Genomic DNA, 26196 nt, shown 5'->3' on the forward strand with positions numbered 1-26196 from the left:
GTTTATGCAGGCGTCCATTCTAGCGCCGACGGCCAGTGATACGCACCCAGCCTTCGCGATTGGCAATCGGGTCCAGCTCGAAGTCCTGGGCATAAGCTGCTGCGACGTCTTCGCCCTGTTCGGCGAGGATGCCCGACAGCGCCAGGCGGCCACCCGGCCTGACCAGGCTGGACAGTTGCGGGGCCAGGGAAACCAGGGGGCCAGCGAGGATATTGGCGACCAGTACATCGGCCTGAACCTGCGGCAAATCCTGTGGCAGGTACAGCGGGAACAATTCTTCGGCAATGTTGTTGCGCCCGGCGTTATCGCGGGAAGCCTCCAGGGCTTGCACGTCGATGTCGGTGCCGACGGCTTCTTTGGCGCCCAGCAGCAGGGCGGCAATCGCCAGGATCCCCGAGCCGCAACCGAAGTCCAGCACGTTGCAGTCCTTCAGTTCCTGGCCGTCGAGCCATTCCAGGCACAGCGCGGTTGTCGGGTGGGTGCCGGTGCCGAAGGCCAGGCCCGGGTCGAGCAGCAGGTTGACGGCGCCCGGCTCCGGTGCGGCATGCCAGCTCGGGACGATCCACAGACGCTGGCCGAAGCGCATTGGCTGGAAGTTGTCCATCCAGCTACGTTCCCAGTCCTGATCTTCGATCACTTCGCAGTGATGTTCAGGCAGCGGGCTGCCGGTCAGCAGTTCCATATGGGCGAGGACGCTGGCGGCTTCTGTGCCGCCTTCGAACAGTGCCAGCAAATGGGTGTGGGACCACAGCGGGGTGGTGTTCAGTTCCGGTTCGAAGATCGGCTGATCTTCGGCGTCCATGAACGTCACCGAAACGGCGCCGACTTCAAGGAAAGCGTCTTCGTAGGTTTCGGCTTGTTCTGGGCTGATGGCGAGACGGACTTGCAGCCAAGGCATGGCGGGCACCTTCGGAAAATGTAATTGCAGCCTGGCGGGCTGTGAGAAGCGCACAAGTTTACGCGAGGCGAGCGCAGAAGACGACAAGGGTGACGCGCGATGGGCTCTTCGCAGGAGCGAGCGGTGCGGCGATCCGGCTTGCCCGCGAAGAACGATGACGCGGTCGGCCTGAAAGACCGCGGTGCCTGAATCGCGGGCAAGCCGCGCTCCTGCAGGTGGCGTCGTATCCAGAAACAACAAAGCCGCAATCAAGCGGCTTTGTTGGTCTGGATCAAGCTTAGTGCTGCTTGGCCAGCTTGTGCTCCAGGTAGTGGATATTCACTCCACCTTCGCAGAAGCCTTCATCGCGGACCAGGTCGCGGTGCAGCGGGATATTGGTTTTGATCCCGTCGACAACGATTTCATCCAGTGCATTGCGCATACGCGCCATGGCTTCATCGCGCGTCGCCCCCCAAGTGATCAGCTTGCCGATCAGGGAGTCGTAGTTCGATGGCACCTTGTAGCCGCTGTAGAGGTGCGAGTCGACCCGTACACCGTTGCCGCCTGGAGCATGGAAGTGCTTGACCATGCCAGGGCTCGGGATAAAGGTTTTAGGGTCTTCGGCGTTGATCCGGCATTCCAGCGCGTGGCCGTGGATCTTCACATCGTCCTGGGTGTACGACAGTTTGTTGCCAGCGGCGATGCTGAGCATCTCCTTGACGATGTCGATTCCGGTGACCATTTCCGATACCGGGTGCTCTACCTGTACACGAGTGTTCATCTCGATGAAGTAGAAATGGCCATTCTCGTACAGGAACTCGAATGTGCCGGCGCCACGGTAGCCGATGTCGATGCAGGCTTTCACGCAACGAGCGAGCACTTCCTGGCGAGCCCTCTCGTCGATGCCCGGTGCCGGGGCTTCTTCGAGAACTTTCTGGTGGCGACGTTGCAGCGAGCAATCGCGGTCGCCCAGATGAATGGCGTGGCCCTGGCCGTCGGAAAGTACCTGGACTTCCACGTGACGCGGGTTGGTCAGGAATTTTTCCAGATAGACCATCGGGTTGCTGAACCAGGCAGCCGCTTCGGCGCGGGTCTGCTTGGCCGCTTCGACCAGGTCTTCTTCGCTGTGTACTTCACGCATGCCGCGACCACCGCCGCCGCCAGCGGCTTTGATGATCACCGGATAGCCGACTTCGCGACCAATGCCGATAGCGGTTTCCGGGTCTTCCGGCAGTGGGCCGTCGGAGCCCGGTACGGTCGGTACGCCGGCGCGCTTCATGGCGTCCTTGGCTGAAACCTTGTCGCCCATCAGGCGAATGGTGTCAGCTTTCGGGCCGATGAAGGCGAAGCCGGATTTTTCGACCTGTTCGGCGAAATCGGCGTTTTCCGCGAGGAAACCATAACCAGGGTGAATCGCCGTGGCGCCAGTGACTTCAGCGGCCGCGATGATCGCCGGGATGTGCAGGTAAGACAGGTTGGCAGGCGCCGGACCGATGCAAACGCTTTCGTCGGCCAGACCCAAATGCATCAGCTCTTTGTCGGCAGTCGAGTAAACCGCGACGGTCTTGATGCCCATTTCCTTGCAGGCGCGCAGGATCCGCAGGGCAATTTCACCGCGGTTGGCGATCAGGACTTTTTCCAGCTTCGCAGGTTTCAACATCGTTGGCTCTCCGCGGTTCAAACGATGGTGAACAGTGGTTGGTCGTACTCAACCGGCTGGCCGTTTTCTACCAGGATGGATTCGATCACGCCGCTGGACTCAGCCTGGATGTGGTTCATCATTTTCATCGCTTCAACGATGCAGATGGTGTCGCCTTTCTTCACGCTCTGGCCAACTTCAACGAAGGCTGGCGAAGTCGGTGCCGGGGTGCGGTAGAAGGTACCGACCATCGGGGACATAACCACAGTGCCGTTGAGTTTCGGTGCTGCCGGGGCTTCAACAGCGGCCACCGGAGCAGCGGCGACTGCGGCAACCGGAGCCGGCGCGGCGGCCATAGGTGCTGGCGCGTAAAACTGTTGTGCAGGGGTTTTGCTGTGACGGCTGATCCGTACGGATTCCTCGCCTTCCTTGATCTCCAGCTCGTCGATACCGGACTCTTCCAGCAGTTCGATCAGTTTCTTAACTTTACGGATATCCATGAATCATCAACTCCCAAGGGTCGGTCAGGGGCGTTTAGCTTGTTGTTCAAGCTGTTCCAGGGCGGCCTCCAGGGCCAGTCGATAACCGCTGGCGCCAAGGCCGCAGATCACTCCCACCGCAACGTCGGAGAAGTAGGAGTGATGGCGGAAAGGTTCGCGTTTGTGCACGTTAGACAAATGCACTTCGATGAATGGGATGCTCACCGCCAGCAACGCGTCACGTAATGCGACGCTTGTATGTGTAAAAGCTGCTGGATTGATCAAAATGAAGTCCACACCCTCGCCGCGCGCGGCATGGATGCGGTCGATCAATTCGTACTCGGCGTTGCTTTGCAGGTAGAGCAAATGGTGGCCGGCATTACGGGCCCGCTGTTCCAGATCCTGATTGATCTGAGCCAGGGTTACCGCACCGTAGACCCCCGGTTCGCGGGTGCCGAGCAAGTTCAGGTTGGGTCCGTGCAGAACCAGTAAGGTCGCCATCTGCTGTTCCTTGTGATCTGTGTACAGTTGTCAGAACCCGGCGACTATGCCGCAAAGCCTTTGTGACTGTCCAGTTCTCTGCAATAGCCAGCACAATGCCCGATGTTTGCGCGAAATATATGACCACCTGATTAAATCTGGTCATTCGCTTTCGCGACACGTTCGGCGAAGTCCGCTGCATTGATCTCGCCGATCACTCTCACCTCACCCTGTTCGACGCCGTCTTTGCCGAAAAACATCAGTGCAGGCGGGCCGAACAGTTTGTAACGGTCGAGCAGGGTGCGTTGTTCGCGGTTGCTGGCGGTCATATCGAAGCGGATCAGCCGATAACCCTTGAGCCGTTCGACGACGGTGCTGTCGTTAAGCACCTCATGCTCGATGACTTTGCAGCTGATGCACCAATCGGCATACCAGTCGAGCAGCAGCGGGATGCCGGCAATTTTGGCTCCGGCGAGGGCGAGCTCCAGTTCCGCAGGCGTGTTGATGGTCTGCCATTCGCTGGCGTCTTGAGCGTGTGTGTCAATGGCAGAATTGACGGTCATTGACCGGCCGATCGGGCTCAGCGGATCGCTCTGGCCGCTGAATGCGCCATACCAGCAGGCCAGCGCATAGAACAACAGTAATAACCCCAGCAACTGCGCCAGGCGCTGTCTCGGTGCCTTGTAGATGAACTCCAGTGCGCCAAGAAACAAGCCGACACCGGCAGCCAGCAAACCGATCAACAGCAAGGTGATCTCGCCTGGAAGCACGCGACTGAGCAAGCCGACTGCCAGCCCAAGCAGCAGAATGCCGATGGCATGTTTGACGTAGATCAGCCATGGGCCGCTTTTTGGCAGCCAGGCCGCACCACCAGTGGCGACGAGCAACAGCGGTGCGCCCATGCCCAGACCCAATACGAACAGCTTCAGCGCGCCGCCCAGTGCATCACCGCTGGCGCTTATGTAAAGCAGGGCGCCAGCCAGTGGCGCCGATACGCAGGGCGAAACCAGCAGGCTCGAAACCACGCCCAGCACTGCTGCGCCCCACAGGGAACCGCCTTCGGTGCGGTTTGCCACCCGGTCCAGGCGACTGCTGATGGCGTGCGGGAGTTTCAGTTCGAAGATGCCAAACATAGCCAGGGCAAACACCGCGAAAAACAGTGCGAACGGCACCAGCACCCAGGCTGACTGCAGACGTGCCTGCAGATTCAGTTGTGCACCGAACATTCCCATCAGTGCGCCGAGCAAGGCAAAGCAGGCCGCCATCGGGAGCACGTAGGCCAGCGACAGATTGAAACCGCGCAAGCCACCGACCTGGCCGCGCAGTACAACGCCGGAAAGGATCGGCAGCATCGGCAGCACGCAAGGGGTGAAGGTCAGGCCAAGACCCGCGAGGAAGAACAGCGCCAGTTCGCGCCAGGTCCAGCCGGTCTGATGACGGGGCGTCGGCATATCGGTGCCGACGACTGAAGCAAACTTGCCGTCGATGCTCAGTCGCTCGGTTTCCGGCGGGTAGCACAGACCTTTATCGGCGCAGCCTTGATAGGTGACCGCCAGGGTCAAGGCGCGCTGATCGCCGGGCGCGCGCGGTAGCTCTACATCGAGAATGCCGTGGTAGACCTCGACGTCGCCGAAATACTCATCATGTTTTTTCTCGCCCTGCGGCAGTTGAGCGGCGCCCAGGCCAATGTCGGCGGGCTCGCTGCGAAACTGAAAGCGATGGCGGTAGAGGTAATAACCTTCGGTGGCGACGAAGCGCAGCTTGATCGATTGCGGCGTGCTTTCAATCAGGCTCAACTGAAAGGCTTCGTGTACCGGCAGGAAGTCGGCGCTGTTATTGATCGCGCCCAGCGTCGAGCTGGGGCGACTGTCCAGCAATCCGGTGGCGGTCGCCGGCAGGGCGAGCAATAACAGCATCAGGCAGAGCAGACGGCGCATAGCGATCTCGCGTATCTAACGTGTGCGCATGATAGCGGAGTGGGACTGGGTATGCAGGAAGAGGGGGGATGATCGTTCCCACGCGGGAGCGTGGGAACGATCAAAAGTGGTCTTTAAACCCTGAAGGCCTGAACGGCGGTATGCAACTGCCCGCCCAGCGCCAATAAATGTTCGCCCTGGCTGCGCCCTTCACCAATCCTCAGCAAGTTATCCCCACCCAATTGGTGAATCCGCTCACTGTGATCGCGGATTTCACTGACGGCGCCGCTCTGCTGGGCGGTGACATCGGCGATGCGAACCGCGGTGTCGGAAATGGTCTGTATCGCCCCGACGATTTCATCCAGGGCTCCGTCAGCTGCTTGTGCCTGGTTGGCTGTGGCTTCAGCGTGTTCGACCTGGGCGCGCATGCCTTCCACCGATTGTCGGGCTGCGGTTTGCAGGCCAGCGATCAGCGTCTGGATCTCGGCCGTGGCACCCGCGGTACGCTGCGCCAGTGAGCGGACTTCTTCGGCGACCACCGCAAACCCTCGACCCATCTCCCCTGCGCGAGCGGCTTCGATGGCGGCGTTCAACGCCAGCAGATTGGTCTGGTCGGCGATCGAACGGATCACTGTGAGCACGCCGCCGATGGTCGCCGACTCTTCGGCCAGGTGTTCGATCATCTGCGCATTGCCTTGCACTTCGCCCACCAGGGCGTGCAACCCGGTGAGGCTCAAACCGATCACCTTCTGGCCATGCTCGACCGCAAGCCCGGCGTGACGGCTGGCGTCGGCGGCCTGGCTGGCATCATCGGCCACCTGCACAATGGTGGCTTCCAGTTCGCCCAATGCGTCGCGTATTTGTGCGGTATCCCCAGCCTGCCGTTCGGCACCGCTGTGCAGGCCGCTGCTCAACTCGGCCAGGGCGCGGCTGCTGCCAGCGACTTGTTCGGCGTTTTGCCGGATGGTCCCCACCAGATCAACCAGATACGCCCGCAGGCGATTCAGCGACTCTTCAATATCGTGCAGCTCGCGGTTGGTGGCGCCTAGTTGGATATTTTGGCTGAAGTCGCCTTCGGCCCAGGTCGACAAGGCCGGAGCCAGATTGGTCAGCACGCGAGCGAGCCGCCGTTGCAAGGTATCAATAAGCAACGCGATCAACAGGATCAGGCCAATCATCAGCCCCTGGATCATCCGTACTTCGCTCTGAATCTGTCCATGTTGAGCGCGGACAGCAGGCTCCAGACCAGCAATCGCCTGCTGAACATCAGCGATCTTGAGGTGAGTGGCATCACTGAGCCCGGCGCGTTTTTGAATCTGCTCGCGAGTGCGGCTCAGTTCGGCCGGGTAACGTGTCAGCAGGCTGTTCAGTTCGCGCTTGAGGCCAATGCCAGTATCTTCTGCGGCGCTTTTTTCAGTGTTCTCCAGCCCCATCATGGAGGCGAAGTCTTCGGTATTCGATTCGCTACTGGTGGTGACGCCTAACAACGGTAGAGTCTCCAGCTGTTCAGCCTGGGAGCGGATGCTGGTCACCTCACGCTCGACGTCGGCAGCCAGTTCGCTACGACCGCTGCTGACCAGTTTGTCCCGGGCCAGCGACAGCTTGGCCAGGTGCTGTGATGCCGACAGTAGCAACGGCAAGTAACCTGCGGCAATCGGGGTATTGGCGCCGCTGGCGTACTGGCTGAGTTGTTCCAGGTTGGCGCCCAGCTCACGCTCGGCCTGCAGGAGCAGGGCTTGCGGGTCGCCGGCGAGTTTGCCGGCAGCCAGCAGGTCGGTCTTGCTGAAGCTATCCAGGCTCGAAAGGCTTGGGCGCAGGCTTTGCGCCAGCTCGGCAGGTAATTCGCCGAGCTCTGTTTGAAGCGTTTCGAGCGATTGGCTGGCGGCACTCAAGCGCAGGGCGTCGCCACTGGCCAGGTAATCTTCAACATTGCGTACCACCTGATTCTGGAACTGCTGCGACAGGCCCAAGTAGCGTTCCATCAGCACATAGGGGCGTTCCAGTGCCTGTTGCGACCACCAGAGCGTGGCGCCCAGAGCGAGACAAACGGCGACTAAAAGGAGGGTGTTGAGATTGGTCAGCAGCTTCAGGCGCATCGTGGCTCTACCAACGACAGAATGGTAAGCGCTTGAAGTTATTGCGTTTCTGTTACAGCGTTATGACTGACTCGGTGGTTTCCGATAAAAAAGTGGCACTTTGCTTTGATCGCAGAGCGGCTTGCACACGATTGCGTCCGGCGTGCTTGGCACGGTACAGCGCTTCGTCCGCCTGGCTGGCCATCATCAGGCTGTCGGAGTCCTCGCGCAGTTCTACGACGCCGGCGCTGAAGGTGCACCAGAGATCCTGAGGTTGCGCCGGATAGTGAATCTCGGCAAAGCGCTGACGGATTTCATTGAGCACGTTGTAGGCCGATTCGATATCGGTGTCGGGCATGATGATGGCGAACTCTTCGCCACCATAGCGGCCGATGAAGTCGGTCTTGCGCAGACGTTGCTTGAGGAATAGCGCCAGGCTCTTGATCACGCGGTCGCCCATGGGGTGGCCGTGGCTGTCGTTGACCCGTTTGAAGTGGTCGATGTCGAGCATGGCAAAGCTCAGCGGCTTGCTTTCGCGGCGGGCACGGAAGCTGCAGTCTTCGAGCAATTGCAGGATATGGGTATGGTTGTACAGGCCGGTCAGGCTGTCGCGAACCATCCGCGCCTTGAGATTGCGCGCCCGGGCCGCACGGTTGCGCACCGTGGTGATCAGGTGCCGCGGCTTGATCGGCTTGGTCAGGAAGTCGTCGCCACCTTCGCTCATGGCGTCGAGTTGCTTGTCCAGGTCGTTTTCGGCCGACAGATAGATGATCGGCACGCTGACATAGCGGTCATTGTGGCGGATCACCTTGGCAAGTTCCGTACCGGTGCAGGTCGGCATGTACATGTCGAGAATGATCAGGTCCGGCTGAAAGTCCGCCAGTTCAGCCATCGCTTGAATCGGCTCGATCAGGGTGCGGGTGACGATACCGGCGCTGTTGAGCAGGCGTTCAGTGTGCAATGCCTGAGCGCGCGAATCATCGATGATCAGCACTTTGTACGGTTCGTACTGGGCGACGCAGGTCAGGACTTCGATTTTCTCCAGCAGGCTCGAAGCTTCAAGGGTACCGGTCAAAAACTCCTGACCGCCGGCGCGAACGGCGGCGAGACGGGTCGGGGTATCGGTTTCGTGCAGGCTGAAGAACAGCAGTGGCAGCTTGTGCTCAAGGCCTTCCTGGGCCTCGGCCGCCAGCTGCAGGCCCATGCCGGCGCCACAAAAATCGACATCCATGACGATCGCTGCCGGAAGCCGCTCGACCAGCGAGGAGCGGAACGCCGCTACACTGTCCAGCGACTGAGCGCTGAGTCCAAAGAACTCGAGTTGTTTGGCCAGCCGCTCGGCGCGGTCGTGATCTTGCAGCATCACGTAGATCGGCTTGCGCAGCGGTGGCAGGAAGGTTTGTTCGAGTTGCTCGCCATGACGCAGGCCGGTGCGGGACAAGCGTTGCATCAGGCGATTGAGATCGGTGATCAGCCCGCTGTTCAGGCGCCCGCGGTTGGCATCCACGGCTTTCAGAGAGTGGCCGATGCTGTGCGCGAGCTGACAGTGTTCGGGCTGTTCAAACCGTTCGGCGAACCGCAGCAGGCGCAAGTTGGCCTCGGCCAGTTCGGACATATCAGTGGTCGACCATTCGCTTCGCTGCAGGCGTTGCCATATCTCAAGAATCTGACGTGCCTGATGAATCACCCGCTGGGCAAAGTGGTGCTTGAGGCGCTCACGGCTGGGGTCTTCTGGCTCGGTCATATCCTGACTACTAGTTAGGGGGCATGCTGAGATTGACTGGTGGCTCTATGCTAGCACCTCTTTTCGATTGCATGAGTGTCCTGCATCAATAAACTGCAAAGCGATGCCATTCATTTTTTGAACGGCGGGTCTCATGGGGTGGTGGCTGCGCTTCATTGATAGTGGCGGCTTGATGCGCGACTATTGTGCGGCGTCCTGGTTTGCGGCTGATTTAATCCGCTCGAACCGGGGCGCGATGGAGTAGGGTTGTGGTCGAACCGATGAATTCAAGTGATTGAAAGGATATAGCCATGCTGGACTGGAAGAACCGCGCAGGCAGCGCGCCTGATCGTGCCGCTGAACCTGAGTCGGCAACCCGCAGCTATTTCGGTGGTTTGCTGTTCAGCCGTGCCTTGGGCACAGTGGTGGGTTTGTACCTGCTGGTGACCCTTGTCGTGGGCTGGTACTGGAGCCAGGAACCGGCACTGTTTGCGGTTCAGCAGAATGCTCAAATGGCGGCTGAGAAGGACGGCAAGCAGATGGTCGTCGGTTACACCACGGTAGAAACCCTCAAGACTGTTGCCGGTACGCTGCTGCACAAACCTGGCGGCTACCTCTCCAATGATCGCTTTCCACCGGGCGTCTGGCTGGACGATATCCCTAGTTGGGAATATGGCGTGCTGGTACAGGTCCGCGACCTGACCCGTGCCCTGCGCAAAGACTTCGCCCGTTCGCAATCGCAGTCCGCAGAAGACGCTGATCTGGGCAAGGCCGAGCCGCGTTTCAACTTCGACAACAAAAGCTGGATGCTGCCTTCCAGTGAGTCCGAGTACCAGGAAGGCATCAACTCGCTGAGTCGCTATCAGGCGCGGCTGTCAGATCCATCGCAGAAGAACGCCCTGTTCTACGCCCGGGCCGACAACCTCAATAACTGGCTCGGTGATGTGGCCACTCGCCTGGGCTCGTTGTCGCAACGACTGTCGGCCAGCGTCGGTCGGGTCAAACTCAATACCGCGCTGAAAACCGAAGCACTGGCACCCGGTCAAGTGCCGCAGCTAGATGAAGAATTGGTGGAAACCCCTTGGCTGCAGATCGACAACGTGTTCTACGAAGCCCGCGGTCAGGCCTGGGCATTGTCCCATCTGCTGCGCGCCATCGAAGTCGACTTTGCCGACGTATTGGCCAAGAAAAACGCCACGGTCAGCGTGCGTCAGATCATTCGTGAGCTGGAAGCCTCCCAGGAGCGAGTATGGAGCCCAATGATTCTCAACGGCAGCGGCTTTGGCGTGCTGGCCAACCACTCGCTGGTCATGGCCAACTACATCTCGCGGGCCAATGCAGCGGTCATCGATTTGCGTCAACTGCTCTCCCAGGGTTGAGTCATGGACGTTACCTCTAAAGAGGCCGTACATCGCGCGGCCTCGGATGCCGAACACATCGCCTGGGTCGATGAGCAAGACAACTTGCTTGGCGCCCTGGTCCGGTCCGATTTGCGCGAGCGTGGGCTGATCGGGCGCGGAACTTACATCATGCTGTTCAATTCGGCCGGTGAGCTGTGCGTGCATCGGCGCACCCTGAGCAAAGCTATCTATCCCGGTTATTGGGACGTGGCAGCCGGCGGCATGGTGCTGGCGACTGAGACCTATGCCGAATCGGCGGCCCGTGAACTGGAAGAAGAGCTTGGGGTCAGCGGTGTGGAATTGACTGCACATGATCACTTTTTCTTCGAAGACACTGATAATCGACTGTGGTGTTCGGCGTTCTCGGCGGTCTGGGACGGGCCATTGCGTTTGCAGCCAGAGGAAGTGCTGGAGGCGCGCTTTATGCCGATCGATCAGGTCATGCAGGAAATTCAGCAAAAGCCTTATTGCCCGGACTCTCTGGCGGCCTTGAAACGTTATCTGCGTTCACAGGGCGCAAACGTCGCAAAAGATGTATAAATTGGCGCCGATTGGCTCTTAGCAAGTGCGCTTTTTGCCGTTACACTGCGCGACCTTTTGTAGGAGCGAAGCTTGCTCGCGAAGGACGCATGAACGACACGTGCTGTCTGATGCCGCGCGTTATCGTTGACGTCCATCGCGAGCAAGCTCTGCTCCTACAAGTCTGTACCGTTTCAGTAGCGCTGCCCCTGCCTGAGTGGGGCTTCGCGGTCGATGGCACTTGCCAAAGCGCTTCGACCAGTCTTTGTCCTCCCAAGAGGATTGCCGGTGGCCAAAAAAGCCGCATCCTTCGCCGCCCTTGGTGGCTTGGTATTTTCCACCGACGCAGGTCGACATTGCCCGGACTGTAGCCAGCCGGTGGATGCCTGCATCTGCAAACAAACCGTTGTCCCTGCCGGCGACGGCATCGCTCGCGTGCGTCGCGAAAGCAAGGGCCGTGGCGGCAAGACGGTGACCACCATCACCGGCGTGCCGTTGGCCGAAGATGCCCTCAGTACGCTTGCCACGACGCTGAAAAAGCGTTGCGGCACCGGCGGCACGTTGAAAGACGGGGTCATCGAGATCCAGGGCGAGCATGTCGAGCTACTCTTGGCAGAGCTGATCAAGCTCGGTTTTAAAGCGAAGAAGTCCGGCGGCTAGCAGCCTCTGTGAAGACCACCCCGACTTGACGCAGTCCTGATCCGATACAGGTTTGCCGTCGTCTCCATGGTTTTCACAGAGCCTGTTCATGACCGGTTTCTAAACTCCGCGCTGTATGCGAGGTCTATCCCCCTCGAATACAGGCTAATCGTCATTTTCATTCTTTAGACTGCGCCAGCCTGATCTCAGGCGACGCTCTATGACTTCATTTATAGGGGACTTCGATGTCCGTACGACGCACACGCAAAGACGATGGCAGCCAATGGACAGTTGCGGACAGCCGCAGTGTTTATGGGATTCGCCATTGGGGGGCCGGGTATTTCGCGATTAGTGACGCCGGTCGCGTCGAAGTTCGTCCGAACGGCCCGAACAGCTCGCCTATCGATCTGTTCGAACAAGTCGATGAGCTGCGTAAAAGCGGCCTGTCGTTGCCGCTACTGGTGCGCTTTCCGGACATTCTGCAAGACCGCGTACGTCAGCTGACCGGCGCATTCGACGCCAACATCGAGCGTCTGGAATACCAGAGCAAGTACACCGCGCTGTACCCGATCAAGGTCAACCAGCAAGAAGCGGTGATCGAGAACATCATTGCCACCCAGGACGTGTCCATCGGCCTGGAAGCCGGCTCCAAGCCGGAACTGCTGGCGGTGTTGGCGCTGGCGCCCAAAGGCGGAACCATTGTCTGCAACGGTTACAAGGACCGTGAGTTCATTCGTCTGGCACTGATGGGCCAGAAGCTTGGTCACAACGTGTTCATCGTTATCGAGAAAGAATCCGAAGTTGAGCTGGTGATCGAAGAAGCGGCCTCGCTTAAGGTCAAACCTCAGGTCGGTCTACGGGTGCGTTTGTCTTCCCTGGCCTCGAGCAAGTGGGCTGACACCGGCGGTGAAAAATCCAAATTCGGTCTGTCCGCCGCTCAGCTGATCTCAGTGGTCGAGCGTTTCCGCGCCGCAGGTCTGGATCAGGGCATTCGCTTGCTGCACTTTCACATGGGCTCGCAGATCGCCAACCTGGCGGACTACCAGCATGGCTTCAAGGAAGCGATCCGCTATTACGGCGAATTGCGCAACCTTGGCCTGCCGGTGGATCACATCGACGTCGGCGGCGGCCTGGGCGTTGACTACGACGGTACCCACTCGCGCAATGCCAGCTCGATCAACTACGACATGGACGACTACGCCGGTGTCGTGGTCGGAATGCTCAAGGAGTTCTGCGATGCGCAGAGCCTGCCGCATCCGAACATCTTCTCCGAGAGCGGCCGCTCGCTGACCGCCCACCACGCCATGCTGGTGGTCCAGGTGACCGACGTCGAGAAGCACAACGACGACGTGCCAGTCATCGAGAACAAGGAAGAGCTGCCGGAAACCGTGCAATGGCTGGTAGACCTGCTGGGTCCGACCGACATCGAGATGGTCACCGAGACCTACTGGCGTGCCACGCACTACATGAGTGACATCGCTGCCCAGTACGCCGATGGCAAACTGACCCTGGCCGAGAAAGCTTTGGCCGAACAGTGCTACTTCGCGGTCTGCCGTCGCCTGCACAACTCGTTGAAAGCCCGTCAGCGTTCCCACCGTCAGGTGCTCGACGAACTCAACGACAAGCTCGCCGACAAGTACATCTGCAATTTCTCGGTATTCCAGAGCCTGCCGGACACCTGGGCGATTGGCCAGGTACTGCCGATTCTGCCATTGCACCGTCTCGACGAAGAGCCGCTGCGCCGTGCTGTGCTGCAAGACCTGACCTGCGACTCCGATGGCAAGATCAAGCAGTACGTCGATGAACAAAGCATCGAAACCAGCCTGCCGGTGCATGCGCTAAACGACGGTGAAGATTACCTGCTGGGGATTTTCCTGGTGGGCGCCTATCAGGAAATTCTCGGTGATATGCACAACCTGTTCGGTGATACCGACTCGGTGAATATCTACCAGAATGCGGACGGCAGCGTGTATCACGCCGGTATCGAAACCCACGACACCATCGAAGACATGCTGCGTTACGTGCATTTGTCTCCGGAAGAGCTGATGACCCACTATCGGGACAAAGTCGCCTGCGCGAAGATCAGCCCGGCCGAACGCACTCAATACCTCGACGCTCTGCGTCTGGGGCTGACTCGCTCGTCTTACCTGTCTTCTTGAGGTAACAAACTGTCGCGCCAGGTTGTCTGAAAACGCACTGCAACCCGTGTGTTTTTTCAGATGGTCTGGCGCGGCATTTTTTTCAGACGTATATGGCGCAAGCCATTTGTTTTCGAAGAATCAAAGAGTGCAGGTCTTCATTTCATTTAGGCCGCTTTCTGATCTGTACCAGGCTCTCTACTCGACGATGTCTCTCAGCGAGAATCTCACGTCGCCCCCTCTGTAGAAACACGCCAATATTTGATCCAGCCAGCGAACCGTTCGTGTTCGAACTGCACCCGCTCAGCGGGCGATGACGCTAAACCAGCCATCATTCTTGCTTAAGAGCCAGGCGAAAGCGCCGAGGGTCAGGCTGCGTAGCAGCATAAACAGCAGAAACGCCAGCCACAGACCATGGTTGCCAAAGCTCTGTAGAGCCCAGGCCACCGGTAGCACGATGATCACGGTCAGCAGCATACCGTTGCGCATTTCCCTGGCACGGGTGGCGCCGATGAACAGACCGTCGAGCAAGTAGCTCCAGACCGCGATCAGCGGTAGCGCGGCGAGGTAAGGCAAGTAGCTGAACGCGGTGTCGCGCACGCTCTGGATGTTGGTCTGCATCTCGATGAACAGATGACCGGCAAACAGAAATACCACGGCGAAGCCCAGGCTGGTCAGCAACGACCAACCGCAGGCTACCACCAGCGAACGGCGCAAGGCCTGCCGGTCATGGGCGCCGATGGCGTGACCGCACAGAGCTTCCACTGCATGGGCCAGGCCATCGAGCGCATGGGCGGTCAGTAGTAAACCGTTGAGCAGCAGAGCGTTGGCCGCGACGGTTGCGTCACCCAGCCGTGCGCCTTGCACGGTGATCAGGAAAAACACTGATTGCAGTGCCAGGCTGCGAATGAAAATGTCCCGATTGACCGCCAGCAGCGGTCGCCAGCTTTGCCATAGTGCCAGCGCCGCCCATGCAATGTGGCCGGGGTAGGCGCGCAGGGCTTTGCGGGTCATGGCCAGACCAATCAGGGTACCGGTCCATTCGGCGATGACCGAGGCCCGCGCCGCGCCGACTACACCCCACTCCAGTCCGAGGACGAACCACAGGTTCAGCGCGATGTTTACCAGGTTCGTGCTCAGCAGAATCGCCAGAGGTGCGCGGGCGTTCTGGGTGCCGAGGAACCAGCCGACCAGCGCGTAACTGGCCAGCGCTGCGGGTAGACCGAACAGCCGGGTATGGAAAAAGTCCCGGGTCATTTGCTCGAGTTCGGCGGAGGGGTGCATCAGGTTTAAAGCGACGCCGCTCAGCGGCACGGCGATGACCCCAAGCAGCAGCGCCAGGCCTATGGCCAAGAGCAAACCTTGCAGCAGGACCTGTCGAAGTGCTGCGCCGTCTTCACGCCCGGCGGCCTGGGCGGCAAAACCGGTGGAGCCCATGCGCAGAAAGCCCATCGACCAGGCCAGAAACAGATACAGGTTGGCACCGATAGCCACAGCACCGAGTTGGTGGGCGTAGGGCAGATGACCGATCACCGTGCTGTCGACCAGGGCCACCAGTGGAACGGAGATGTTCGACAGAATCATCGGCGCCGCGAGCGCCCAGACACGGCGATGGGTTGAGCGGTGGCGCCAGTCGGTGATCAGGGTGGACATGCAGGCTCCTTGAGAGAGCAGGCATTGTAGCGGCAGTTTCGGGACTCGCGCCGCCTCCTTGATCGTTCCCACGCACTGCGTGGGAACGCCGCCATGGACGCGCAGCAATCGCCGTTGATGTGACGCGGAGCGTCACGGGATGCATTCCCACGCGGGAGCGTGGGAACGATCATCAGCAAATTCTTCAATGACCAGAACCAGCCCGCCCGGCGTCGGTCAATGTGACCGGCGCCCCAGGCGGTTTGGCATCAGTGATATATAGTTCAAGGCTACGATACTCCTGCCAATGAGTGCCCCATGCTTAACAAAGGACTGTTTCTGGCCTGTGCGTTGGCGCTGCTAAGCGCTTGCGATTCGTCGACTTCCGAAAAAGCGCCTCCCACCGCCGCGCCCCCGGCGGCGGTCACAGCGCCCACGGCCAAGGCGATTCAGGACACTGCGGTACTGAAGCAGCGCTACGCCGGCCGTGAGTTAAGCGTGGTGGACGTTTCCGAAGTTCAGCTTGATGGTGCCAGCACGCTGTCGGTGAGCTTTTCGGTGCCGCTGGACCCTGAGCAGAAGTTCGACGAAAAACTGCATCTGGTCGACAGCAAATCGGGCAAGATCGACGGTGCCTGGGAACTCTCCGACAACCTGATGGAACTGCGCCTGCGCCATCTTGAGCCCCGGCGCAAACTGGTGCTCACTGTCGATGCCGGGCTACGCGGGGTCAACGATGCCAGACTTGCCGCCGAGTACGTCAGCCGCCTGGAAACCCGTGACCTGCAACCCACCGTAGGCTTCGCCAGTCGTGGCACCTTGTTGCCGACCCGTCTGGCCGAAGGCCTGCCGGTGATCGCGCTGAATGTCGACAAGATCGACGTCGAGTTCTTCCGGATCAAACCCGAATCCCTCCCGGCGTTTCTCAGTCGGTGGGGCCGCAGCGCCAGTCTGCAAAGTTATGAATCGCGCGAACTGCTGCCGATGGCCGATCTGGTTTACGGTGGTCGCTTCGACCTGAACCCGGCACGCAATACCCGGGAAACCCTGTTACTGCCGATCGCCGGCCTCAAGCAACTGCAACAGGCTGGCGTTTACCTGGCGGTGATGCGGGCTTCCGGCACCTATAACTACTCGCAACCGGCGACCCTCTTTACCCTCAGTGACATCGGTCTGTCGGTGCACCGTTACCAGAACCGTCTGGATGTCTTTACTCAAGCGCTGGACGGCGGTAAAGCTCTGGATGACGTCAGTCTCGAACTGCTTGATAGCGAGGGCCGGGTAGTAGGCCAGGGCAAGACCGAGAAGGGCGGCCATACCGAGTTGTCGCTGCCGAAAAAAGCCGAAGTGTTGCTGGCCCATCAGGGCGAGCAGACCAGTATGTTACGACTCAACAGCGCCGCGCTGGACCTTGCCGAGTTCGATATCGGCGGGCCACAAGCCCATCCCCTGCAGTTTTTTGTGTTTGGCCCGCGTGACCTGTATCGCCCCGGCGAAACCGTGCTGCTCAACGCCTTGCTGCGGGACAAGGACGGTAATGCCGTCAAACCGCAGCCGGTCAGCGTTGAAGTGCGTCGCCCGGATGAGCAGGTCAGTCGCAAGTTCGTCTGGGACGCCGATGCGTCCGGTCTCTATCAATACCCACTGCAACTGGCCGGTGAAGCGCCGACCGGGCGTTGGCAGCTGGTGTTCGATCTGGGTGACGGCAAGCCGCAGTTGTATGAGTTCCTCGTCGAAGACTTCCTGCCCGAGCGTCTGGCCCTTGAGCTAAAAGGCCGCGATGCCCCGATCAAACCGGCCGATACCGCGGAAATCAGCGTCAAAGGCCGTTATCTCTATGGTGCTCCGGCCTCGGGCAATCGCCTGAGCGGCCAGGTTTATGTGCGCCCGCTGCGTGAGGCGGTCAACGCGCTACCCGGTTATCAATTCGGCTCGGTCACCGAAGCAGAGCTGAGTCAGGATCTGGATCTGGACGAGAGCACGCTGGACGCCAACGGCGAGGCAACCATCGATCTGGAAAGCAAGTGGGCCGGGGCCAGGTCGCCGCTACAACTGATCGTTCAGGCCAGCCTGCACGAGTCCGGTGGTCGCCCGATCACTCGTCGTGTGGTGCAACCGGTATGGCCGGCGGATCGTTTGCCGGGGCTGCGGGCGTTGTTTGATGGCAAAGAAACCGACGGCAACGGCCCGGTCGGGTTCGAGCTGCTGCTGGCCAACAATGAAGGTCAGAAGCTGGCGGCGGACAACCTCAAGGTACGGCTGGTGCGCGAGCGTCGTGACTACTACTGGAACTACTCGCAAAGCGATGGCTGGAGCTATCACTTCAACGAAAAATTCCTCACCCTCGATGAAGAGACCGTCAGCATCAAGGCCGGTGACACCGCGAAAGTCAGTTTTCCGGTGGAGTGGGGCCCGTATCGCGTCGAAGTCGAAGACCCGCAGACCGGACTGCTCAGCAGTCTGCGTTTCTGGGCCGGTTACCGCTCCCAGGACAACACCGAAGGCGGCGCGGTGCGACCGGATCAGGTCAAACTGGCGCTGGACAAGCCCGCCTATGGCGATGGCGACACGGCTAACGTGACAGTCACGGCGCCCGCAGCTGGCAAAGGTTATCTGCTGGTGGAGTCCAGCGACGGACCATTGTGGTGGCAGGAAATCGATGTGCCGGCCGCAGGCAAAAGCTTCGCGGTCAAGCTTGATCCGAAATGGTCGCGGCATGACCTGTATGTCAGCGCGCTGGTGATTCGTCCGGGTGAACGCAAAGCCAATGTCACCCCGAAACGCGCGGTCGGCGTGCTGCACCTGCCGCTGGATCGGACCCAGCGCAAACTCGGGGTGACCCTGAATGCACCGGAAAAGATGCGCCCCAAACAGCCGCTGACGGTGAAGATTCAGGCGAAAAATGCCGATGGCAGCATGCCGAAACACGTGCACGTGCTGCTGGCTGCGGTGGACGTGGGCATCCTCAATATCACCGAATACCCAACGCCTGACCCGTACTCCAGCCTGTTCGGTCGCAAGGCGTATGGCGCTGACCAACTGGATATCTATGGGCAACTGATTGAAGCCGGGCAGGGCCGTTTGGCCAGCCTGGCGTTCGGTGGCGACGCGGCGCTGGCCAAGGGTGGCAAGCGTCCCGACACCAGCGTGACCATCGTTGCCCTGCAAAGTGCGCCGGTGACCCTGAACGAACAGGGCGAAGGTGAAGTCAGCGTCGACATTCCGGACTTCAACGGCGAACTGCGTCTGATGGCTCAGGCCTGGACCGATGATCGCTACGGCATGGCCGAAGGCAAAACCGTGATCGCCGCGCCGCTGATCGCCGAGCTGTCGGCGCCGCGTTTCCTTGCTGGTGGTGACCAGACGAAGCTGGCGCTGGACCTGTCGAACCTCTCGGGCAAGGCACAGAATCTGACGGTGCAACTGAGTGCCGAGGGCCAACTGAGTCTGCTCGGTGACGTGACCCACAGCGTGCAACTGACTGAAGGCCAGCGCACGACGTTGCAGATTCCGGTGCAGGCACTGGGTGGCTTTGGTCAGGGCAAGGTCAAGGTGCTGGTCAACGGCCTCGACCTGCCGGGCGAGAGCTTGCCGCCGTTCACCCGCGACTGGACGCTGGGCGTGCGTCCAGCCTATCCGGCGATGCTCAAACACTACCGCGCGGTGCTCAAGGATCAACCGTGGAACTTGCCGGAAGGTGAGCTGGCGGCTTTCGAACCGGCCGGGCGTGAAGCCTTGCTCAGCCTGTCGAGCCGACCGCCGTTGAACCTTGGCGAACAGATCCGTGCGCTCAAGGCGTATCCGTATGGTTGCCTGGAGCAAACCACCAGCGGGCTGTATCCGTCGCTTTATGCCGATGCCGCGAGCCTTGAACGCCTCGGTCTGGAAGGCGAGCCGGATGCTGACCGCAAACGCAAGATCGAGCTGGGCATCGAGCGCCTGTTGGGCATGCAGCGCTACAACGGCAGCTTCGGTTTATGGGGGGCGAACGGTGAAGAAGAGTACTGGCTGACCGCCTACGTCACCGACTTCCTGTTGCGTGCTCGCGAGCAAGGTTTCACGGTACCGCCTGAAGCCCTGAAAAAGGCCAGCGAGCGGCTGCTGCGTTATGTGCAGGAACGTAACCTGATCGAAGTGAACTACAGCGAAAATGCCGAGCACACGCGTTTCGCGGTGCAGGCCTATGCCGGTCTGGTATTGGCCCGCAGCCAACAGGCGCCGCTGGGTGCGTTGCGCAGTCTGTTCGAGCGGCGTACCGATGCCCGCTCCGGTCTGCCGCTTGTGCAACTGTCCATTGCCTTGCAGAAAATGGGCGATCAGCCGCGTGCTGATCAGGCCTTGATCACAGGGTTGGCAGCGTCGCGCAACAGCAAGGACTGGCTCGCCGATTACGGCAGCCCGCTGCGCGATCAGGCGCTGATTCTAGCCTTGCTGGAAGAGAACGACCTGGCCAGGGGTAAGCGTGAAGAGCGTCTGTTCGAGTTGTCCGATCAACTGGCTGCCAGCCGATACCTGTCGACCCAGGAGCGCAACTCGCTGTTTCTCGCCGGCCGTGGTTTGCTGGGTAAACCCGAAGCCATCTGGAATGCGCAACTGAGCAGTGGTGGTGAAACCCGTGAGCTGAGCAATAACCAGCCTGGCCTGAAACTTGAAGGCCCGTTGCTGGCTTCGCCGCTGTCCCTCCACAACGAAGGCAAGGAGCCTGTGTATCAGCAACTGACCATCTCCGGTTATCCACAACTGGCGCCGGTAGCCGGTGGCGAGAACCTGAGCATTCGCCGCGAGTACCTGGGCATGAACGGCCAACCGTTGAACCTCAAGGCCTTGACCAGTGGTGATCTGGTACTGGTGCACTTGGCACTCAGTGCCAAACAGCGAGTGCCGGATGCCTTGGTGGTGGATTTATTGCCGGCCGGTCTGGAGCTGGAAAACCAGAACCTGGCTCAGAGCGCTGCGAGCCTGGAAAACGCCAGTAGCAAGGTCAAGGAATGGCGGGACTCGATGCAGAACGCCCGCCTCAAGCATCAGGAATTCCGCGATGACCGCTACGTGGCGGCGATGGACCTGGACGGTTACGGCACTGCGCACCTGCTGTACCTGGCGCGGGCCGTCACCCCTGGCGCCTACCGCGTACCACCGCCGCAAGTGGAGTCGATGTACCGGCCGAACTGGCAGGCTGTGGGCGAAACAGTGCCGCAGATGGTGATCAAGGGTAGATAGCGCAGAGATTTTTGTGATCGTTCCCACGCGGAGCGTGGGAACGATCAGCGCGTAGGAACTGCCGAAGGTTCGGGTCGCGTTCGGACGATATTTTGCTCTTTGGGTTCAATGAATAATCCAGCTCAACAACCACAGCCCGAGCACCAGCCAGATGATCCCCATGATGATTGAGGCCCGCATAAAGGCGCGGATCGCCGAGTACAGCAGCATCAGGCCGATAATCAGCGCGAGGATGCTGATGATCGAGGCGTCCATGCCCAGCGCCCGGGAAAACCCCTCGATAAAATTGCTGCTGGCGTGAGTCAATGCATCGAAAAATCCACTGAGCACATCGACGATAAACCGGATGACTGAACCAAGTGCCTGGCCGAGCCATTCGGAAAAGCTTTCTACCTGCATGTATGCGTCCTGATGAAAGGGTTGGCGTCATTGCCATGCCCGGGCCTTAGGCCATTATTCGCTTTAGCGAGTTCCCTTAAAGCATAGAGGTTTGCGGGTTTGAATTTGCGATTAGTTACTGAGCGTCTGCGTTCCCTGTGGGGGCTGGCTCGCCTGCGATTGCGGCGACGCGGTGTGTCAGGTGAATTACCTTCGCGAGCAAGAACCCGGCGTCCCCCCAGGCTCCGGCAGGGGCCGCGCTGGATGAGATTTTTGCGTAGGGTTCTGGTTGTTGTACTGCTGTTGATCGCACTGCTCTGGCTCGCCGACCGCATCTGGCCGTTGCCCTTGCCCCAAGACGATCTGGCGCGTGTGGTGCTGGCCGAAGACGGCACGCCGCTGTGGCGGTTCGCCGATGCCAATGGCGTATGGCGCTACCCGGTGGAGCCCCATCAGGTTTCGCCGTATTACCTCCAAGCGCTGCTGACCTACGAAGATCGCTGGTTTTATCAGCACCCCGGCGTTAATCCCTTGGCGCTGGGGCGCGCCGTATGGCAGAACCTCTCTGGCGGGCGCGTGCTGTCGGGGGGCAGCACATTGTCGATGCAGGTCGCGCGCCAGCTTGATCCGCACACGCGAACGCTGCTCGGCAAACTGCGGCAACTCTGGCGCACCGCGCAACTGGAATGGCATCTGTCCAAGGATCAAATCCTCAGCCTGTATCTCAATCGCGCGCCGTTCGGCGGTACGCTGCAAGGCGTGGCGGCGGCCAGTTGGGCATACCTTGGCAAGTCGCCGCAGCAACTGACTCACGCCGAAGCTGCACTGCTGGCGGTCCTGCCGCAGGCACCGAGCCGCTTGCGCCCGGACCGTCACCCGGCGCGAGCCCAAGTGGCACGGGATAAAGTCTTGCGGCGGCTGGCACAGTTCCATGTCTGGCCGCAATCAGCGGTGAACGAAGCACTGGAAGAGCCCTTGCTGCTGGCGCCACGCCTGGAACCGAGCCTCGCGCCGTTGCTGGCGCGAAGGTTGAATCGCCCGGACAGCCCGCCGCTGATCCGCACCACCCTGGATGCTACTTTGCAGCGACGTCTTGAGGACCTGCTGCTGGGCTGGCGCGCGCGCTTGCCGGAGCATACGTCCGCAGCGATTCTGGTGGTCGAAGAAGAGACCATGGCGGTGCGCGCCTACCTTGGCTCGGTAGACATCAACGACACACGGCGCTTTGGTCATGTGGACATGATCAGCGCCATGCGCTCGCCCGGTTCGACCCTAAAACCCTTCCTGTATGGCATGGCCATGGATGCCGGGCTGATCCATTCCGAATCCCTGCTGCAGGACGTGCCGCGGCGTTACGGCGATTACCGGCCGGGCAACTTTTCCATGGGCTTCAGCGGTGCGGTGTCGGCCAGTAGCGCGCTTGCGATGTCGCTGAATCTGCCCGCGGTGCAGCTGCTCGAAGCCTACGGGCCGAAACGTTTCGCCGCCCGGATGCGCATCGGCGGCGTGCCGCTGACGCTGCCGGCGTTGGCCGAGCCGAACCTGGCGTTGATTTTGGGCGGGGCTGGTAGTCGTCTGGAGGATCTGGTCAGTGGTTACAGTGCTTTCGCCCGTGGTGGCAAGAGCGCCAATATTCGTTTGCAACCGGACGATGTGCTGTATGAGCGGCCGTTGCTGTCGCCGGGCTCGGCGTGGATCGTGCGGCGGATCCTCAGCGGTCAGGCGCGGCCGGATCGCGATCCGCTTGCCGAGTTGGTGCAGCGCCCGGTGCTGGCCTGGAAAACCGGCACCAGCTACGGTTTTCGCGATGCCTGGGCGATTGGCGTCGGCCCACGGTACTTGATCGGCACCTGGATCGGCCGCCCGGACGGCACCCCGGTGCCGGGGCAGTTTGGTCTGGCCTCGGCAGCGCCACTGATGCTGCAAGTGCACGACGTGCTGATCAACCGCGACAGTCAGCGGGGAATCACCGTGCCGGCGCAACCGGTGCCGATGAACGTCGGGGTAGCGGCGATCTGTTGGCCATTAGGTCAGCCCATGAACCGTAACGATCCCAATTGTCGGCGCCAGCGTTTCGCCTGGACCCTGGACGGCACCACCCCGCCAACCTTGCAGGCACTTGATCAACCACTGGGCGTCGGTTTGCTGGAAAAAATCTGGGTTAACGCCAAGGGCCTGCGGGTCGACGTCAAATGCCCAGGGGCGCAGGCTCTTGATATTGCGTTGTGGCCAGCACCGCTGGAACCGTGGTTGCCGAGGGTGGAGCGTCGCGAAGCGCGTTTGCCGGCCAACGACCCTGAGTGCCCGGGGCCGATGCTGTCAGCCGCGTCGCCATTATCGATTGTCGGCGTGCACGAAGGCGATCAACTGCGCCGCCCGGCCGCCAGCCAGGAACTGCTGCGATTGGAGCTTTCGGCCTTGGGCGGCAGCGGTCGACGATGGTGGTTTATCAATGGCGCACCGCTGGGTGACAGCGCCAGTCAAGACAGCATCAACGCGACCTTTGATCAGCTCGGCCGCTACCAGCTCAGCGTGCTCGACGAGGGCGGGCAGACCGCACAGGTCGAATTCAGTGTTGTTGATTAGTCCGTCATCGCGAGCAAGCTTGCTCCGAAAGGTTATGCGCTGTTCTTGCAGGAGCGAGTTTGCTCGCGATCTGTCGCGAAGCGACAGCAATGCCCGGTACTTGCCTTCACTCGCCATCCACCCGAAGCTATACGCCTTCAGGAGAGCCCGATGAACCTTGACGAACTGACCGAACGCCTACACTCCATCCGCGACCGTAACGACTGGCGCCAATTCCATAGCCCGAAAAACCTGGCCATGGCCGCCAGTGTGGAAATGGCTGAACTGGTGGAAATATTCCAGTGGCTCAGCGAGGATCAGTCGCGGCAGTTGCCTGCCGAAAAACTTGCCCATGCCGGTCAGGAAGTGGGCGACATCGTGCTTTATCTATTGTTGTTGTGCAGCGAGTTGGGGCTGGACATGGAACAGGTCGTGCGCAGCAAGCTGGCAGACAGCGAACGGAGATTCAGCTAATGAGCGACCGTCATTTCGATCAGTTGGCGACCCGTTTCGCCGAGAAAATCTACGGTGGTGCCAAAGGCGCGATTCGCCTCGCGGTGCTCCAGGCCGATCTGGCCGAGGCCCTGCCGGACCGCCCATTGCGGGTGCTGGATATCGGTGCCGGTCTTGGTCACATGTCCCTGTGGCTGGCCGAGCGTGGGCATCAGGTGACACTGGCCGAGCCTGCCGAGCCGATGCTCGAAGGCGCGCGCCAGCGTTTCGCCGAGGCGGGTCAAACCGCGACCTTCATTCAGGCACCGTGGCAGGAATTGCTCGGCCAGCTCACCGAGCCTTACGACCTGGTGCTTTGCCACGCGGTGCTGGAATGGCTGGCCGAGCCCCACGCGATCCTGCCGGTGCTGCATCAGCTTACGACCCAGGAAGGCTGGCTATCGCTGGCGTTCTACAACCGTGATGCGTTGATTTATCGCAACTTGCTCAAGGGCCACTTCCGCAAGATGCGCAAGAACAACATGGCCGGTGAAAAGCAGAGCCTGACGCCTCAGCAGCCGCTTGATCCACGTGAATTGGCAGTGCAACTCGAAGGTCTGTGGCAGGTCGAAACTCAGAGCGGGGTGCGGGTTTTCCACGACTATATGCCGGTGGAATTCCAGGCACGCGCCGAATTGCTGGATTTGCTGGAAATGGAGCTGGCTCATCGTCGTCACCCAAGCTTTGCCGGACTTGGGCGTTATTTGCATTGGATCTGCCGTCCGGTTTAAGCGGTCCCGTCAGTGGAGAGCGAAATGAAACGCCGCGTTGGATCAATCGTGCTGTGGTGCTCGCTGTACTTGAGCCTGGTCGCTTGCCAGGGCAACAATCCTTATGTCGCCAGCTCTAACCCGATTCCGCCCGCACCGCCACAAGCCGCCAATACTTTCGACCGCAGCGCCTATCCGGCGCCGCAACGGGATTACGGTCGCTATCGCAACTGGGCCTGGCTCAACGGGCGTTTGCCCGCCGGCTCGGCTTGGGCCGACTCAGCGCAGATTGCTGAAGCGGTCAGCAATGCTCTTGACCAACGCGGTTTGCGCCCGCTGCGTGACAACCGTCCGGCGGACCTGTGGGTCAGCGCCGACGTGCATCTGGAGAAACGACTGCGTCAGGTGCAGGACGACTACGGCTACGGCGGTTATAACCGATATGGCAATGGCTACGGTATGTACAACACGGTGCCGGTCGTGCGCACGTATGAGGTGCAAGTGATGGTCGTGCGGGTCGACTTGTTTGACGCCGGCAGCGGTCAGCCGGTGTGGAGCTCCAGTGCCGAAACCAGTAGCCAGGGCAGTCTCAGCGAGCGTGCCGATGCATTGCGCAAAGCTGTGGAAAAGGCCCTTTCGGCGTATCCTCCTGGTTAGCGACACGTCGTCAGGTTCATGTCTTCGACCGGAGAAAAATCATGTTCCGCCGTCTCGTTTTACTGGCTTTGGTTGCGTTGCTCGGCGCTTGCGCTTCCAGCCAGGTCAACCACGACTTCGATGCCAGCCGAGACTTCGCCGCCTATCGCAGCTGGAGCTGGAAAGAACCCGCCCTGCAATACCGCCCCGATGATCCACGGATCAAAAGTGACCTGACCGAGCAGCGCATCCGCCAGGCGATCAGCGATCAATTGGATCAGCGTGGTCTGCGTCCGGCTGCCACTGGTACCAAGGGCGATCTCAAGGTGCAGGCTTACCTGATCGTCGAAAACCGTCAGCAACAAGTGACCACCAGTTACGGCGGCGGCGGCGCCTGGGGTCGCCCATGGAATGGTTATTGGGGCGGGCCGATGTACAACGAAACCCGCAATGTCACCTACAAGGTCGCGACCATTCAGATCGACCTGCTCGATGGCAAGGACGGCAAGCTTGTCTGGAGAGGCAGTGACGAGCAAATGCTCAGCCGCACGCCGGAGCCGGCAGACCGCAGCGCCGCTATACGGGTAACAGTGGGCAGGATTTTGGCGAATTATCCGCCGAGGTAAGGACCTTTTCATCAGAAGCCAGGTAATGTCAGTCGGTTAAGCAATTGGTTTT

19 protein-coding genes are annotated in these 26196 nt (G+C 60.4%); 10 read left to right on the forward strand and 9 right to left on the reverse strand.

From position 1 onward, the window contains the following. Positions 1 to 19: 19 nt before the first annotated feature. The 7 genes from prmA to AC07VR_RS11370 form a co-directional block, all read right to left on the reverse strand. Positions 20 to 898, reverse strand: coding sequence for a 50S ribosomal protein L11 methyltransferase (gene prmA / locus AC07VR_RS11340; protein WP_495011274.1), 879 nt, complete (start codon positions 896 to 898; stop codon positions 20 to 22). Between the two features lie 277 nt (positions 899 to 1175). Next, a complete protein-coding gene (gene accC, locus AC07VR_RS11345) occupies positions 1176 to 2537 on the reverse strand; it encodes an acetyl-CoA carboxylase biotin carboxylase subunit (RefSeq protein WP_494993516.1) in 1362 nt (453 codons plus the stop codon). A 17-nt stretch (positions 2538 to 2554) separates the two neighbouring features. After that, entirely contained in the window at positions 2555 to 3016 is a 462-nt protein-coding gene (gene accB, locus AC07VR_RS11350) for an acetyl-CoA carboxylase biotin carboxyl carrier protein (RefSeq protein ID WP_494993517.1), read from the reverse strand. 24 nt (positions 3017 to 3040) lie between these two features. Continuing rightward, positions 3041 to 3496, reverse strand: coding sequence for a type II 3-dehydroquinate dehydratase (gene aroQ, locus AC07VR_RS11355; RefSeq protein ID WP_419119014.1), 456 nt, complete (start codon positions 3494 to 3496; stop codon positions 3041 to 3043). Positions 3497 to 3627: 131 nt separating this feature from the next. Beyond that, positions 3628 to 5412, reverse strand: coding sequence for a protein-disulfide reductase DsbD (locus tag AC07VR_RS11360; protein ID WP_495011275.1), 1785 nt, complete (start codon positions 5410 to 5412; stop codon positions 3628 to 3630). A 113-nt stretch (positions 5413 to 5525) separates the two neighbouring features. Beyond that, positions 5526 to 7487 carry a methyl-accepting chemotaxis protein gene (locus AC07VR_RS11365; protein WP_495011276.1) on the reverse strand — a complete coding sequence of 654 codons (1962 nt, stop codon included), beginning with the start codon at positions 7485 to 7487 and terminating at the stop codon, positions 5526 to 5528. Between the two features lie 52 nt (positions 7488 to 7539). Further along, positions 7540 to 9210 carry a diguanylate cyclase gene (locus AC07VR_RS11370; protein ID WP_495011277.1) on the reverse strand — a complete coding sequence of 557 codons (1671 nt, stop codon included), beginning with the start codon at positions 9208 to 9210 and terminating at the stop codon, positions 7540 to 7542. 290 nt (positions 9211 to 9500) lie between these two features. Between AC07VR_RS11370 and AC07VR_RS11375 the strand changes: the two genes are divergently transcribed. The 4 genes from AC07VR_RS11375 to speA all read left to right on the forward strand — a co-directional run bounded on the left by AC07VR_RS11375 (position 9501) and on the right by speA (position 13906). Beyond that, complete coding sequence (locus AC07VR_RS11375) at positions 9501 to 10568, forward strand: DUF2333 family protein (protein ID WP_494993521.1); 1068 nt, start codon at positions 9501 to 9503, stop codon at positions 10566 to 10568. Positions 10569 to 10571: 3 nt separating this feature from the next. Then, entirely contained in the window at positions 10572 to 11129 is a 558-nt protein-coding gene (locus AC07VR_RS11380; protein WP_495011278.1) for an NUDIX hydrolase, read from the forward strand. A gap of 267 nt (positions 11130 to 11396) precedes the next feature. Then, positions 11397 to 11768 (forward strand): translation initiation factor Sui1, encoded by a 372-nt coding sequence (locus AC07VR_RS11385; RefSeq protein ID WP_494993523.1) that lies wholly within the window; start codon positions 11397 to 11399, stop codon positions 11766 to 11768. 224 nt (positions 11769 to 11992) lie between these two features. Next, entirely contained in the window at positions 11993 to 13906 is a 1914-nt protein-coding gene (gene speA, locus AC07VR_RS11390) for an arginine decarboxylase (RefSeq protein WP_494993524.1), read from the forward strand. Between the two features lie 282 nt (positions 13907 to 14188). Here speA and AC07VR_RS11395 read toward each other — a convergent pair whose 3' ends face one another. After that, positions 14189 to 15538 (reverse strand): MATE family efflux transporter, encoded by a 1350-nt coding sequence (locus AC07VR_RS11395; RefSeq protein ID WP_495011279.1) that lies wholly within the window; start codon positions 15536 to 15538, stop codon positions 14189 to 14191. Between the two features lie 297 nt (positions 15539 to 15835). Between AC07VR_RS11395 and AC07VR_RS11400 the strand changes: the two genes are divergently transcribed. Beyond that, positions 15836 to 20737, forward strand: a complete 4902-nt coding sequence (locus AC07VR_RS11400) for an alpha-2-macroglobulin family protein (RefSeq protein ID WP_495011280.1) — start codon at positions 15836 to 15838, stop codon at positions 20735 to 20737. 105 nt (positions 20738 to 20842) lie between these two features. Here the strand turns inward: AC07VR_RS11400 and AC07VR_RS11405 are convergent, their stop codons facing one another. Continuing rightward, the gene (locus AC07VR_RS11405; RefSeq protein WP_494993527.1) at positions 20843 to 21136 is read right to left on the reverse strand and encodes a hypothetical protein; all 294 of its coding nucleotides are present in this window, start codon (positions 21134 to 21136) and stop codon (positions 20843 to 20845) included. 243 nt (positions 21137 to 21379) lie between these two features. Between AC07VR_RS11405 and pbpC the strand changes: the two genes are divergently transcribed. The 5 genes from pbpC (at position 21380) to AC07VR_RS11430 (ending at position 26144) form a co-directional block, all read left to right on the forward strand. After that, positions 21380 to 23701 (forward strand): peptidoglycan glycosyltransferase PbpC, encoded by a 2322-nt coding sequence (gene pbpC, locus AC07VR_RS11410; protein WP_495011281.1) that lies wholly within the window; start codon positions 21380 to 21382, stop codon positions 23699 to 23701. A 150-nt stretch (positions 23702 to 23851) separates the two neighbouring features. Further along, positions 23852 to 24154, forward strand: coding sequence for a MazG-like family protein (locus AC07VR_RS11415; RefSeq protein WP_494993529.1), 303 nt, complete (start codon positions 23852 to 23854; stop codon positions 24152 to 24154). Further along, a complete protein-coding gene (locus tag AC07VR_RS11420) occupies positions 24154 to 24903 on the forward strand; it encodes a methyltransferase (protein WP_494993530.1) in 750 nt (249 codons plus the stop codon). Before AC07VR_RS11415 ends, AC07VR_RS11420 begins: the two co-directional genes overlap by 1 nt. Positions 24904 to 24927: 24 nt before the next feature. Beyond that, entirely contained in the window at positions 24928 to 25539 is a 612-nt protein-coding gene (locus AC07VR_RS11425; RefSeq protein WP_495011282.1) for a DUF4136 domain-containing protein, read from the forward strand. Positions 25540 to 25580: 41 nt separating this feature from the next. Continuing rightward, positions 25581 to 26144, forward strand: a complete 564-nt coding sequence (locus AC07VR_RS11430) for a DUF4136 domain-containing protein (protein WP_494993532.1) — start codon at positions 25581 to 25583, stop codon at positions 26142 to 26144. Positions 26145 to 26196: the final 52 nt, after the last annotated feature.

The organism is Pseudomonas sp. GW821-FHT02H09 (genome assembly GCF_059421425.1).